This is a genomic window from Streptomyces sp. NBC_01197, from assembly GCF_036010505.1.
Taxonomy (GTDB): Bacteria; Actinomycetota; Actinomycetes; order Streptomycetales; family Streptomycetaceae; genus Streptomyces.
The window spans coordinates 1,529,620-1,543,878 of sequence record NZ_CP108569.1 but is presented as its reverse complement, the minus strand read 5'-3'; the positions used below and the strand labels follow the sequence as shown (position 1 = coordinate 1,543,878).

At 71.1% G+C, this 14,259-nt stretch carries 10 protein-coding genes; 5 read left to right on the top strand and 5 right to left on the bottom strand.

Annotation, left to right across the window (positions count from 1 at the left end; all coding sequences use genetic code 11):
• Positions 1-64: 64 nt before the first annotated feature.
• Positions 65-1,930, top strand: coding sequence for a serine/threonine-protein kinase (locus OG452_RS06935; RefSeq protein ID WP_327294743.1), 1,866 nt, complete (start codon positions 65-67; stop codon positions 1,928-1,930).
• A 65-nt stretch (positions 1,931-1,995) separates the two neighbouring features.
• On the top strand, positions 1,996-2,784 hold the full coding sequence (locus OG452_RS06930) for a DUF4232 domain-containing protein (protein WP_327294742.1): 789 nt from the start codon (positions 1,996-1,998) through the stop codon (positions 2,782-2,784).
• Positions 2,785-2,878: 94 nt separating this feature from the next.
• Here OG452_RS06930 and OG452_RS06925 read toward each other — a convergent pair whose 3' ends face one another.
• On the bottom strand, positions 2,879-3,451 hold the full coding sequence (locus tag OG452_RS06925) for a DUF4232 domain-containing protein (RefSeq protein WP_327294741.1): 573 nt from the start codon (positions 3,449-3,451) through the stop codon (positions 2,879-2,881).
• Positions 3,452-3,610: 159 nt separating this feature from the next.
• Entirely contained in the window at positions 3,611-4,918 is a 1,308-nt protein-coding gene (locus OG452_RS06920; protein ID WP_327294740.1) for an MFS transporter, read from the bottom strand.
• A 318-nt stretch (positions 4,919-5,236) separates the two neighbouring features.
• Here OG452_RS06920 and proP point away from each other — a divergent pair, with 318 nt between their 5' ends.
• The 3 genes from proP (at position 5,237) to OG452_RS06905 (ending at position 10,271) form a co-directional block, all read left to right on the top strand.
• Positions 5,237-6,838, top strand: a complete 1,602-nt coding sequence (gene proP / locus OG452_RS06915; RefSeq protein WP_327294739.1) for a glycine betaine/L-proline transporter ProP — start codon at positions 5,237-5,239, stop codon at positions 6,836-6,838.
• A gap of 95 nt (positions 6,839-6,933) precedes the next feature.
• A complete protein-coding gene (locus OG452_RS06910) occupies positions 6,934-7,392 on the top strand; it encodes a MarR family winged helix-turn-helix transcriptional regulator (protein WP_327294738.1) in 459 nt (152 codons plus the stop codon).
• Positions 7,389-10,271, top strand: a complete 2,883-nt coding sequence (locus OG452_RS06905) for an FUSC family protein (protein WP_327294737.1) — start codon at positions 7,389-7,391, stop codon at positions 10,269-10,271. Before OG452_RS06910 ends, OG452_RS06905 begins: the two co-directional genes overlap by 4 nt.
• Positions 10,272-10,380: 109 nt before the next feature.
• Here the strand turns inward: OG452_RS06905 and OG452_RS06900 are convergent, their stop codons facing one another.
• The 3 genes from OG452_RS06900 to OG452_RS06890 all read right to left on the bottom strand — a co-directional run bounded on the left by OG452_RS06900 (position 10,381) and on the right by OG452_RS06890 (position 14,112).
• Entirely contained in the window at positions 10,381-11,694 is a 1,314-nt protein-coding gene (locus OG452_RS06900; protein ID WP_327294736.1) for a CynX/NimT family MFS transporter, read from the bottom strand.
• A complete protein-coding gene (locus tag OG452_RS06895) occupies positions 11,691-12,467 on the bottom strand; it encodes a FadR/GntR family transcriptional regulator (RefSeq protein WP_327294735.1) in 777 nt (258 codons plus the stop codon). The genes OG452_RS06900 and OG452_RS06895 overlap by 4 nt, the downstream gene beginning before the upstream one ends.
• A 106-nt stretch (positions 12,468-12,573) precedes the next feature.
• Positions 12,574-14,112, bottom strand: a complete 1,539-nt coding sequence (locus tag OG452_RS06890; protein WP_327294734.1) for an APC family permease — start codon at positions 14,110-14,112, stop codon at positions 12,574-12,576.
• Positions 14,113-14,259 lie beyond the last annotated feature (147 nt).

Here is a 14,259-nt window from a genome sequence, read left to right as displayed (position 1 = left end):
TGGAGGGTGTCCGCCGGTCGGGCCGACTGGACTCGCTGGGGGATCACCCATGCATGATAGCCACATGTCCGTACCAGAAGAGATTGGCCGGTACCGCGTACTGCGGCGCCTCGGCACGGGGGCCTTCGCCGTGGTGTGGCTGGCCCACGACGAACGGCTGCACGCCGAGGTCGCGGTGAAGGTGATGGCCGACAACTGGTCGTACCGCCTGGACATCAGGGAACGCTTCGTGGCGGAGGCGCGACTGCTGCGCAGAGCCAACTCGGGTGGCGTGGTCCAGGTATTCGACATTGGTGATCTCCCTGACGGACGGCCCTACTTCGTCATGGAGTACGCCGACCACGGCACCCTGGACGACCTGTTGACCGCGGGCGAGCTCGATGTGGACGAGGCGCTGCGACTGACCGCCGAGGCGGCGCGCGGCGCGGCCGCGCTGCACGACGCGGACATCGTGCACCGGGACATCAAGCCGTCGAACATCCTGCTCAAGGGCCGGCCGGGCGGTCACGAGCGGGTCCTCATCGCCGACCTGGGCCTGGCGAAGAACCTGGCGCAGGCATCCGGCCTCACCGTGATCGCGGGCAGCAGCGGCTATATGGCGCCCGAGCAGGCGCAGCCGTACGACGGCATCGACCCGCGCGCCGACGTCTACAGCCTCGGCGCCGTCCTCCACCACCTGCTCACCGGCACGGTCCCCGGCCCGCCCGGCAAGGTGCTCCCGGCCGACGAGCTGCGGCCCGGTCTGCCGGCGCCGGTGGTGGCAGCGGTGCAGCGGGCCATGGACCCGGACCGGGAGCGGCGCTGGGAGAGCGCGCGGGCGTTCACGGCGGAACTGGAGCGGCTGCGGGAGCTGCCCACATCCGGGGAGGCGGCACCCGCCCCGGGCGGCTCGCCGGTACCGGAAGTCTCCGGAGGCTCGCCGGTACCTTCAGTCCCTGACGCTTCGCCCATACCGTCTTCCTCCGGTGCGCCTTCGGTCCCTGCCGGTTCGCCCGTACCGTCTGCTTCCGGTGCGCCTTCGGTCCCTGCCGGTTCGCCCGTACCGTCTGCTTCCGGTGCGCCTTCGGCCACCAGTGATTCGCCGCCCGTATCTTCTGGCCCGGGGTTCGGTCCGCCCGGTCCGGTGTTCGGCTCGCCCGTACCCCCGAATCCGGACGCCTCCGCCGCACCCTCGTTCTCCCCGGAGACCGTCGCGTTCTCCGAGCCCTTCGGCGCCCCCGAGTTCGTCGCCTCCCCGGGGGCGCCGGCGTTCGCGGCGCCCGAGCATCCCGGGCCGCCCGGTGCCCCCGCGTCCCCGGTGCCCGCCGCACCCGGCCCCGATGCCCCGCCGGCTACCCGTACGCGACGTACCCGGACCCTGCGGACCGTACTGACCGTACTGGCGGCCGTGGCCGTCGCCGCCGGGGCGGGAACGGCGCTGACTCTGTGGGAGCAGAGGCCGCCCAGTACGGAGCAGGTCAGCGACGCCACCGGGAAACTAAGCCTGGAAGTCCCGCACGCCTGGGCCGTGCAACTGGCCGACTCCGGCTGGTCACCCGGTGTACTCGGCCTCGGCCGTACGCACCGGCCCGGCCTGACAGTGGCGGACTCCGTCGCGGGGTGGTCCGATCTGCGGACGGACGACGACGGTGTGTTCGCCGGTACGGCCGGTCCCGGCACCGACAGTTCGGCGGCCCTGACCGCGAAGGTGAAGAAGAGCACGCACCCGGGCTGCAAGGCCGTCGGCACGACCACGTACTCGGACAGCCGTTGGCACGGCACCATTCGCACCTGGGATTCCTGCGGAACCGAGGGCAGAAGCCTCAAGGAGATCGCCCTGGTTCCGGTCGCCGGGGGCAAGCCGCCGGTGTACGTGCAGATCAGGTGCGCCGAGAGTTTCGGCGCCGACGCCACCGACCGCATTCTGCGGAGCGTGCGGGTTGCTGCGTGAACTTTTCGGTCCTTCCGGTCATCGGAGGTAGTCATAGGGACGTCACAGAAGGGACGGTAGGCACCATGCCGAATCCAGGACAGCGGGGCAGAGAAGACCACCTGACCGGGGCCGGCGAGAGGACCGGATTCGCCGACCGCCGGGGCCTGCTAGCCGGGGCCGCGACCGCGGCCGTCGCGGGCGCGCTGCTGCTCAGCGGGTGCGGCAACGCCGACTCGGGTCCGCAGAAGGTGGCCAGCGTCGGCGGCCCGGTGACCAGCGGCGCGTCGGTCCCCCCGGCCGACAGCAGCAAGGGACCGACCTCGCAGGCGTCGGGACCCGGAAGCGGATCGGAACCGCCCGCCGCCCCGTCCGGGTCGAAGAGCTCAGACACCAGCAGTGCGAATCCGCCGAGGAGCAGCAGCGGCGGAGGCGGGAACACACCTGCACCGAACCACTCGACCCGCTGCCACACCTCCGAACTCGGTCTGTCGATCGGCGACGACCACCCCGGCGCGGGGCAGGAGAACTTCGCGCTGGTCCTCACCAATAAGTCCGGCCACACCTGCACCGTCAGCGGCTTCCCGGGCCTGGCCTTCGTGGACGGCGGAGGCCACCAGGTCTCGGTGGATCCCGAACGCACCGGCTCCTCCGGCGGTGCGGTGAAGGTGGCACCCGGAGCGAGCGCCTGGGCGCCGCTGTCGTTCACCAACCCGGAGGTGTCGGGGTCGGGCAAGGTGACACCGCCGACCGTACGGGTCACGCCGCCCGACGAGAAGGTCGCGCTGATCGTGCCGTGGAACGGCGGCCCGGTGCCGGCGGACGGAAGCTCGGGGCCGCAGGTCGGGGCGTTCTCGGCAGGCTCGGGCAGCTGAGCACAGGACGCGTGACAGGGAACCGGGAGCAGGAACCAGAAGGGGGCGGGCCGCACCTGCGGCCCGCCCCCTTCCTCTGTGCCTTCTGCTGTGATCAGCCGTTGACGCTGATGTGCGTGGCGAGCGCGGTGACGTCGAGCTCACCGTTGTCGACCCACTGCGGGAACTTCAGGGTCTTGTGCGTGGTGGACGCGGGCGGCGTGACCACCAGGTAGGAGGCGTGCCGGGCGTCGGACGTACCGGTGTTGGCGTGCGTCCAGGCGATGACCGCCTCGGCGCTCTGGCCGTTCTTGAGGGTCAGCGTCTGCTTGGCCGGGCCCTTGGCGTACCAGGTGCTGCCCCAGTGCACCTTGGAGGCCAGCGTGTGGTGGCCGGCGTCCTGGAGGCCGAGTCCCGGGTAGCCGCGCAGGTCGCAGGTGTGGCCGCTGGTGTTCTTGAGCTTGAGGACGACGCCCTCGTGGTTCATCCCGCCGGCCAGTCCCTGCCCGAAGGAGGCGGTGAGCCCCGAGGTGGCACAGGTGGGCACCGACGCCGCCTGGGCGGCCCCGGCCCCGGCGAGCCCGAGTCCGGCGACAGCGACGACGGCGAGCCCCGCGGCGCCTATACGGGCGATGCGGGTGCGGGCCCCTGCGCGCCGGGCGGTGCTGTTCCGATACTGCTCAGCCATGTCGATCGATCTCCACTCTCAATGGTGCGCTTCTCAGCAATGCGGTGCGCGTTGTCTTCGCGTTTCCAAGCAGTGGGATGCGGAAGACAGCCAGAAAGTTCACGGTAAATCCGCCCAGATACGCCGGATACGGCGGGTGACGGAAGCGGAAGGGCCCGCTCAGGCGAAGGCGCGCTCCGCCTCGATCTCCTCCAGTGACTTACCCGCTGTGTCGGGCATGAAGAAGAAGCCGACCGCCCCGCTGACCACCAGGAACACGGCCAGCAGCGCGGCCACCGGCCGGATGCCGGTGCTGGCGAGCGCCGGTACGAACAGGCTCCAGATCCCGACGAAGGTCCGCGAGAGTCCGAAGGTGAAGCCCTGGGCCGTGCCGCGCAGCATGGTCGGGAACAGCTCCTGGCTGAAGATCTTGTAGAGCGGCTCGCCTGCGAATGTCCCGCCCACCGCGAAGAGCACGATGTTCAGGATGATCACGGGGATGGTGAACGGCAGCACCAGATAGCTGACATAGGCGATGACCTGCATGGCGCCGCCCGCCCCCCACATCCACTTGCGGGTGAGGTGACTCCGGTCGACGTAGTTCATGAACAGCAGCGCCGCACCGATGCTCACCACGAACCCCGCACAGGCGAGGCCCACCCCCGCCGACTGGCTGCCCGCGTGCAGGGTCCTGATCATGTAGGGGGTGAAGATGCCGTTGGTCGCGGCCGCCAGTCCCCAGAAAAGGTAGATCGTCCCGGTCCAGATCAGCGCGTTCCGGTTGGGCCCCTGGAAGAGCGCCCTCGCGGTGGGCCGTGCGGTCACTCCCGAGGCGAACGCCCGTTTCCAGCGCGCCGATTCCGCCAGACCGCGCCGCAGTGCCCACGTGACCAGCGCCACGACGAACAGCTGGAGAAACACCAGCCGGATACCGAGCAGGCCGAACGGGGCGAGGGCGAGTGCGAGCAGCAGCACAATGACCGGGCCCAGACTCCAGGCGATCTGGGTGAATCCGAGAAGCTTTCCGCGCGCCGAAGCCGGTGCGAACTCACCCACCAGCGCGAGAGAAGTGGGGACGTCCGCACCCACCGCGAGCCCCACGACAAAGGTGCCCAGAAAGAGCATCAGCGGATTGACCGCGAGAGCGATGCAGAGAATCCCCGCCGCATAGACCAGCAGGTCGTACTTGTAGATGCGTTTCCGGCCCAGCGTGTCACCCAGCCGGCCCCCGATGAACGCGCCGATCGCACAGCCGACCGCGTTGGGCCCCAGCGCTGCGAGCAGCCCCACGGCATTCGAACTCAGGTGCAGATACGACTGGAACATCACGAGCCCCGCGCCCAGCGCGACGATGGATCCGGCGTCCATGTAGGAGGCCATACCGGCCAGCACCGACCATTTCCACTGCTCGGATGTGACTCTCCCGGCCTCGCCGTCCGCCCTTTCCCCAGCGGCCGTACCGAGATCGCCTGTCTCCTGGGGGATCATGCCTTTCTCCGGATCTGTTCGTGGTTCGCGGTGGTGGTCAGCGCCCTGTGACCGGCGGCCCCGTGGTCCGTGCCGGCCACGGTGCGGCCATCTGCCCGCTGTACTGCGCTGATGGTGCGGCCGGCGTGGGTGGCCGGGATTTCGCAGCTGCATTGTCCAGGCAATGCGGGGTACGGAGTGGTCCGGCGCTCCGTATTGCGGACGGTTGTGCCTGAGGGCGCGCCGACACGCGGTCTCCCGTGTTTCCGCGAAGAAACTGGACAGGGGAGACCGAGGCGATGATGAACGCGGCAATGGCCGCTCTGCAGACGGGATGACATGAGCAAGGGACGCCCCCGACGAGAATCAAGGCGGTCCGGCGGATCGAACCCCGCCAATGACCGGCTCCTCCGTACCCTGCTACGGCGCCGCAAACGGTCACTGAGTGCCGAGGACGTGACGGTCACCGACAAACCCGAAGTGCGCAGGGCGGTGTCCGCGTCTGCTCTCGGCAACATGATGGAGTGGTTCGACTTCGGTGTGTACGCCTATTTGGCGGGCACCCTCGGCGAGGTCTTCTTCCCTTCCAGCTCGCCCGGGGCGCAGGTCGTGTCCACCTTCGCCACGTTCGCCGCCGCATTCCTCGTACGGCCCCTCGGCGGGCTGGTGTTCGGCCCGCTCGGCGACCGTATCGGCCGTAAACGCGTACTCGCCGCGACCATGATCATGATGGCGATCAGTACATTCGCCGTCGCGTTCCTGCCGAGCTACGACTCGATCGGATTCACCGCACCGATCCTGCTGCTCATCTGCCGGCTCGTACAGGGTTTCTCCACCGGTGGTGAATATGCCGGAGCGACCACCTATATCGCCGAGTACTCACCCGACAAGAGGCGGGGATTCCTGGGCAGTTGGCTGGACTTCGGTACGTTCGTCGGCTACTCGCTCGGTTCCGGCATCGTCACCATCCTGACCGCGGCGCTCGGGCACGACGGGATGGTCCACTGGGGCTGGCGGATCCCGTTCCTGGTGGCCGGGCCGCTCGGACTGATCGGCCTCTATATGCGGCTGCGGCTGGAGGAGACCCCCGCCTTCAAGCGCCAGGCCGAGGAGGCCGCGGCGGAGTACGCGAAGGAGTCGCACGACGAGGGCGACGAGGACCCGGTGGAAGTGGCCCGGCAGTCCGGCCACGGGCGGCTGAGGGAGATCTTCACCCAGCACTGGCAGGCGGTGCTCATCTGTATGGGTCTCGTCCTGCTCTACAACGTGACCAACTACATGGTGACCTCGTACCTGCCGACCTTCATGACCGAGACGCTCGGCCAGGACGCGCTCACCGCCCAGCTGCTGGTGCTCGGCACCATGATCGTGGTGGTGCTCACCATCACCACGGTGGGCCGCAGCTCCGACCGCTGGGGCCGCAGGCCCGTCTTCATGGCGGGCAGTATCGCGCTCATCGTCCTCTCGGTTCCGGCGTTCGTTCTGATCCGGCAGGGCGGCATCCTGCAGCCCGCGTTCGGCTGCCTCATCCTGGGCCTGCTGCTGGTGTGCTTCGCGGGTACGTCGGCCTCCACCCTGCCCGCGCTCTTCCCGACCCGGCTGCGGTACGGGGCCCTGTCGATCTCGTTCAACGTCTCGGTCTCGCTCTTCGGCGGTACCACGCCGCTGATCGCATCGGGCCTGGTCGAGGTCACCAAGAACGACATGGTCCCCGCGTACTACCTGATGGTCGCCGGCGTCATCGGATTCATCGCCACCTACTTCCTGCACGAGACGGCGGGCCGGCCCCTGCGCGGCTCCGGTCCCATGGTGGAGACCCATGACCAGGCGCGCTCGCTGGTCGCCGCCAGCCGCACCGAGGCCGGGCGCCGGGCGCGGGACGTGTGGATCCATCTGCGGCACCCATGGGCCCGGCACAACGGCGACGACAAGCAGGGCTGACACCCGCCGGGGCGGCACCGTCCGCACGGGCCGACGGTGCCGCCCGGTGGCCGGTACGTCGACGAGCACCCCTGACGGCAATATATAATTGCGATATGCATCTATCTCCGGCCTCCGACGAGCAGCGGATCGAGGACGCCGCCCGAGGACTCCTGCGAGGCATCGGACGGCTCTCCCAGGCGCTCTTCAGGGCCGGAGAATTCGGACTCCCGCGCAGCCACACCGCCGTACTCGACGCCCTGGAGCCCAGGCCACGCCGGGTCACCGAGATCGCCGCCTACACCGGCATCGCCCAGCCGCGGGTGACTCTCGTCCTCCAGGAGCTGGAGGAGCGCGGACTCATCGAGCGCGAACGCTGCTCCAAGGACCGGCGCGTCGTCGAGGCGTCGCTCACACCTGCCGGCGGAGAGCTCATGGAGCGGGCGCGGCAGCGTATGGCGTCGGCCCTTCTCGAAGGACTGCGGACGAACGTCGACGAGCCGGAGCGGGCTGTGGGACTGGCCCGGGATGCGGTATCCACCCTTCTGCACGCCGTCGAACCGGAGGTCAGTTGACCACCCCAGCCACCGAAGCCGCGCAAGCCACCGAAGCCACAGCCGGGCCGGGCGGGGGCAGGCCACCCCGCACCGGGGGCTCCGTCGCGCCCCGCCGGGTCGGCGGGCCGAGACGCTGGTGGGACGGGGTACTCGCCGCCGACCCCGGTCTCGGTCAGCTACAGGCCGGGTGGCGCTCGCTGGTCGCCGTCACCACCGGCCTCGCCGTCGGTTACGGGATGTCCGTCGCCCTGACCCTGCCGGCCATGCTCGGCATGATGGTCGGCGGCATGATGGGCATGATGAGCGCGTTCGCCATCGCGGAGAACACCCCGCTCCGGCTGACCCGCTCCATCCTGTGGATGCCGTTCCCCTACTCGGCCGTGCTGCCGCTCGCCGCTTGGCTGAGCGACGACCGTGCGCTGCAGCTCACCCTGATGGTGGTGGCGCTGGCGCTGACGTTCTTCCTCGCGCGGTTCGGGCCGCTGGGGCTGCTCACCGGCATGATGCTCTTCAACTCGTTCATGGTCGGCATGATGGCTGCCATCCCGCTGAACCTGTGCGGGAAGCTGTTCGTCGTGGCGCTGGTGTCCGCGGTGGCCATCCTCGCCGCCCGGCTGCTGCTCTGCTGCCCGATGCCCCGCGAGGACCTGCTCCGCACCCAGCGCGCGTTCGTCGTCGAGGCACGCCGGGTCGGTGACGCCGCCACCGCCGCGCTGGATCCCGACGCCGACCACGACGTCGCCATCAAGCGGATGCGGCGGAGTCTGCGCCGTCTCAACATCACCACCGTCACCATCGACGGCCGCCTCGCCCAGCCGGAGGTCGCCGCCGACCCGGACACCGCCGAGCTGCTCCACCAGTACCTCTTCGACGCCGAGCTCGCCCTGCAGGGCATAGGCCAGGCGGTGCAGCGGCTCGCCCGGATGCCCGTGCCGCCGCACCTGCGCGAGGCGATGGTCGTCGCGCTGGTCGTCGCCCGCGACACCCCGCTGGGCCGGGCCGACGCCCTGCACCCGGCGGCCCGGCTCATCCAGCAGCAGGCCACAGAGGTCCTCTCCGACCGGAACGCGAGCCCCGATGAGGCCGAGGCCGCGATGCTGGCCCGGAGGGTGGGCCACCTCCTCGACTCGCTCGCCGACTCCCTCGCGCACTGGCTCGAACTCGGCTGGAACGCGCCGAAGGCCCGGGCCAAGGTCCCCTTCCAGCCCACGGTCGCCCTGGAGCAGAACCGCCCGGCCGGAACCGGCGCGGTCGCCAGGCGGGTCGCGGCGGCTCAGCAGCTGAAGGGCTGGCGGCGCGTCGTCCCGTACGTACGCGTACCGCTGCACGCGGCGGTGGCCTGCGCCATCGTCTGCCCGATCACCGACGCCATCGACCCCCGGCGCTTCTACTGGGGACTGATCGGCGTGATGATCACGCTGTTCGGTACCAACACCACGCACGAGCGGCTGCGCAAGCTCGCCCACCGGATGGTCGGCACGGTCGCCGGTGCGGTGATCGGCATCTGGCTGCTCCATGTCATAGGACCCGGCCACGTCTACTGGACCCTGCTGGTCATCGTCGCGGGACTGGCCCTGGGCGCCTGGGGGATGCAGCGCCAGTACGCCTACTGGGTCGTGGGACTCGTCACCGCTCTCGTCCAGCTGTACGGGATGTCCACCCCGTACAGCAGGATGGACCACCTGCTGGGCGAGCGTCTGCTGGACAACGGCCTCGGAATCCTCGTCGCCACCGCCTGCGCCGCGCTGATCTTCCCCCTCTCCACCCGGAAGGTCGCCCAGGAGGCCGATCGCGGCTATGTCGCGGCGCTGGAGCACCTGATCAGCCAGGTCCGTGAACGCTGGGAGGATCCCGAGGCCCCGGTCCGGCTGCGCGGCGCGGCCCGCGGGGTCGACGCGGCCCTGTTCCAGGTCCGCAGTGTGGCGCGGCCGCTGGTCCGGATGCCGCTGGGGATCCGGGGACGCGGCGCCGAGAACCGGCTCGCGCTCCTCGCCACCGCCACCGCGCACGCACGGGCACTCGCCGCCGCGGCCGATGTCGACATCGATCTCGGGCCACGGCTCACCGGGCACGTCGAGCGGATCACGCAGACGCTCCTGGAGTCGCTGCGGGCGCTCGACCGGCACTTCTCGACCGGGGAGCCCGGCGGCACCTGGGTCAGGGTGAGCCCGCTCATCCGTGACCTCGAAGGGCAGCTGCGGGGAGCCCCGGCGGGTCCCCGCGCCGACCGGCTGCACACCGCGCTCCGGGAACTGGCCGCGCTGGACGAGGTGCTGGCCGGATTCGCCGAGGGCCGCGGTCTGGAGACCGTCACCGCGTCCGCCGAGCGGGTCACCGCGGCCGCCGAAGCCCCCGGGACGCCGCCCACCACGCCACGGGAGCGCCGTACCCAGGAGGTCCTGGCGGCGTGGGCCGCACACACCCGGCGGCAGGCGGACGCGCGGAAGCCGGGCAGTACGCCGGGACCGCGCGGACCGGTCACGGACCGGGCCGGGCAACAGGCCGGCCCCGGGGCGGCGGTGCCCGCGCAGGACGCCGCCCGCCCGGTCGGCAGCGGACCGGAGCCCGCGCGGAGCAACGGCGGTCCGAACGCCGGTGGTTCGAGGACCGGTGGTTCCAGGACCGGCGGTTCGGTCACGGTCAGCGGCACCGTACGGTGCGATGACCATCCGGTCGACTGCGGTGCGTGGATAACGGTGGTCAGTTCCCGGGGTAAGCGCCAGGCAGGCGTCCGGGCGGCCGGCGGCCGCTACCGGATCACCGGTCTGGAGCCCGGCACGTACACGCTCATCGCGGCCGGCTCGTCCCACGCTCCGCGCGCGGAGTTCCTCACGGTCACGCGCACGGAGGGTGAGATGCACCACGACCTCCGGCTCCACCCGGCGTCCGGGCAGTAAGTCCGGGCAGCAGCCCGGGGCGGTAGAAGGCAACGCCGGCCGGACCGGCTGTGCGGGCGAGCGGCCCGCACAGCACCGTCCGGCCGGCGGTGGTGTCCCGGCGGGTCCGTCAGTCCTGCGTCCCCCGGTCCCGGTCCCGCGGGCTCTGCTCCGGTGCCGCGTGCCGGTCGCGGGCGGCGCCGGTGCCGATGACCGCCTGCGGCACCAGCAGCACGATGAGCATCACCAGCGGCACCGTCCAACTGTCGGTCAGCTGGTGCACGGCGCCCAGCGCGAGCGGCCCCACCGAGGCCAGCAGATAGCCGAAGCACTGCGCCATGCTGGACAGCTGCGCGGCATGGCGGCCGTCCGGCGCCCGCTCCACGATGAACAGCATCGCCAGCGAGATCGCCGCGCCCTGGCCGAGCCCGAGCAGCACCATCCAGAGGTAGGCCCCGCTCACCGGGGCCATAACGAGACCCGCGAAACCGCCCACGGTCAGCACGGCGCCGACCATCGCCAGCAGTCCGGGCCGCACACCCCGCGAGGCGAGGACCGGCGAGACGAAGGCCCCGGCGATCCCCAGCAGGCTGGAGAACGACAGCATCCATCCCGCGGTGCCCTCGGCCATCCCCGCGTTGCTCAGGATGGTCGGCAGCCAAGCGGCGGCGGCGTAGTACGAGAGGGACTGCAGGCCCATGTAGCCGGTGACCAGCCAGGCGACCGGGTTGCGCCATAGCCCCCGCACGGGATGCGCCGCGCTGCGCGCCTCGGCCGCGGTGGCCCGGCTGTGACGGCGGATCTGCGGGGCCCAGACCAGGACCGCCAGCACACCGAGCAGCCCCCAGAGCGCCAGCGTGGAGCGCCAGTCCAGGTGGGCGGCGTGCTCGACGGGGACGGTGATACCGGCCGCCAGAGCGGCCCCGCCGAACAGCGACATCGAGTAGAGGCCCGTCATCAGGCCGACCCGCTGCGGGAAGTCGCGCTTGATGACCCCCGGCAGCAGGACATTGGCGACGGCGATGCCCGCACCGACGATGACGGTGCCGCCGAGCAGGGCCGCCATCGACGGCACCAGCCGCAGCGCGGTTCCGGCGCAGATCAGCACCATGGTGCCCAGCAACGCGGGCTCCATGCCGAACCTGCGTCCCAGGCGCGGTGCGAAGGGGGCCAGCAGACCGAAGCAGAGCAGCGGCAGGGTGGTCAGCAGCCCGACCGCGGTGGCGGACATGCCCGTGTCGGTGCGGATGGTGTCGAGCAGCGGTGAAGCGGCCACCAGGGCGGGACGCAGGTTCAGTGCCAGGACGATCACGCCGAACGCGAGCAGCCCGCCCGGCCGCACCGCGTCCCGTGCCGGCGCGGAGGCCGGGGCGGAGGCCGGTGAGGCCGGTATCCGCTCGCCGGGCGGCCGGATCGGGCTCTGCTCAGCGCGGGTGCCCTTCATGCGCCGCCTCCCGTGTTCGCGCCGTTGCTCGTCCGGGGGCCGGTTTCGCCGCCGTCGGGCCGGCCGGGCAGGGGGTCCGCGTCCTGCAGGGACCGGACGGAGGCGATGGTCTCGTTGATGTACTCCTCGACACAGCGGACCGCCCGGTCGGCGTCGGCCGCTTCGATCGCGTCCACCAGGGCGGCGTGCGAATCCAGCTGGAAGCGCGGCCCGTCCGGCAGCGGAGCGTGGGTGACGGAGGTGACGGTGGCGCGCAGCCCGTCGGTGAGATGGCTGTACAGATCGGTGAGCATCCCGTTGTGCGCGGCGGCCACCACTGTGTGGTGGAAGGAGACATCCGCGTCCACGAACTCGGCGGGATCGGGCTCGTGCCTGGTCTCGTCGCGACGCCGCAGGGCGGCCCGCAGCGCGGCCACGTCCTCGGGGGTGCGGCGTTCGGCCGCCAGCCGGGCGGCGTCGCGCTCAAGACCGGCACGGACCTCCAGCGCCTCCAGATGGCTCGCCCGCCGCAGCCGCCGCAGGAGCGCGGCGCCGAGGTCGTCGGCGGCGCGTACGTAGGTCCCGTCCCCCTGGCGCGGTTCGAGCATCCCGCTGTGCACCAGTGCCCGCACCGCCTCGCGCACCGTGTTCCGGCCGACCCCCAGCAGCTCCACCAGGACCGGCTCGGCCGGAATCTTCGTACCGACCGGCCATTCCCGTGACTCGATCAGGGTCTGCAGCTGGTCGATCACGCGTCCGACCAGGCTGGAGCGCTCCGTCGCGCGTAGCGGCATGTCCACCTCCAGGTTCAATACCTCCAATCAACCTAACATCCCATGTTTGACGGACGGTGCGGCCGGGACCGGCGGCCGGGCGGGGGAGTGGGCCGGGGCCGGGGGTCTACGGCGCCGTGGTGTGTACGTGTGCGGCGGATCCGGAGGGGCCGGACTCCTCCTTCGTACGCGCCGCACGGTCCCGGATCGCGCCCACGCCCCGGCCGAGCGCGCCGATGGCGAGCAGGAGCAGCACTGTGCCGAGCGTGAACGCCTCGAACGTGGTGCGTGTGACGCCCCAGGTCTGCCGGAAGTCGTAGCCGGCACCGAGGGCCGCTTCCAGGGTGCCGGGGAAGAGCGCGACCCAGGAGCCGACCAGGATCCAGGCGTAGACGAGGACCGCGCAGACCCGGAAGCCCGCGGTGCCGAAGGGCACGGTGTAGGGACGGGGGACTTCGCGGTGGCGGTGGCGCAGGGTGACGAGCGCCGGCACGACGACCAGATACGAGAGCAGCAGTGTGGTGATGGCTACGGTGAGGACGACGCCGAAGACCGCCGCGCTGTCACCCCGTACGAGGTTCGTCGCGGCGATCATGAAGATCGTGGCGGTGATCCCGGACACCAGGTTCATCCGTACCGGCGTGCCGAGCCCGCGGTGGAAGGCGCCGAGGGAGCGGCCGAAGAACCCGCCGTCGGCCGCCGCCATGGCCTGCATACGGTCGCTGACGATCATCCAGGCGCTGCCCTGGGTGAGCAGCGCGAAGGCGAACATCACCCCGGCCGCCGTCAGCAGCGGCCCGCTCCAGGAGCCGTATACCCCGAAGACCAGGGCCGCGGCCTCCATGAACCCGCCGATTCCGGTGACCTTGTCGGCGGGCGCCGCGGACAGGATGGCGAGCACGGGCAGCAGATAGCAGCAGGTCGCGACGGACGCGGAGACCGCGATGGAGACGGGGACGTCGCGCTTGGCGTCGTGCATCTCGTCACCGGCCGCGTTCGGGGCCTCGAAGCCCACGTACGCGAAGAGCAGGACGGGAACCAGGGCGAGGAACCCTGCGGTGGTCGGGGTGAACCGTGCGTGGTGCAGCCCCGCGAAACCGTGCTGCAGACCGTAGGCCAGGGCGGTTCCGGTGAACAGGAGCACACAGCCCACCTTGACGACCGCACCGGCCGTGGTGATCCATTTGCCGCGGCGCAGCGAGACGACGGCGGTCAGGATCGAGGCCCAGATGAAGACGAGCTTGAAGGCGTAGTCGGCGAAGGTGCCGCTGCCGAGGTGCGACACGTAGCTGTTCCAGGCGTCGGAAGCGGCGAAGACCAGCGAACCGCCCAGCCAGACCGGGTTGGTGACCCAGTAGAAGAGTGTGGTGAGCGCTGCCGTCGCCTTGCCGTAGGCGAGCTTGACCCACACATAGGGGCCGCCCTCCTGCGGGAAGGCGGCGCCGGTCTCGGCGAAGAGCAGGGCGTACGGGACGAGGAAGAGGAGCGCGATGACGGCGGTCCAGGTGACGGCCTCGCCGCCGCCGGTGGCGATCTGGCCGACCACGTCGAAGGAGATGACGGCGGCGATGCCCATCGCCATGATGTCGAAGCGGCGCAGGCTGCGGGAGAGATGGGGCGGTGGGGGCACGGCGGCTGGTGCGGGTGAGGCCGGTGGTGCAGACACGAGGTCCTCCTGCCGGCACGCGCCGCGGGAGGCACGTGACGAACGGTTGCGGTCGGCTGATGGGCGGGACCACCCGGACCTCCCGCGGCGACGGGAGGCCCGGGTGGGGCGGCGGCCCAGGGATCAGGCGCAGCAGACCGGGCGCAG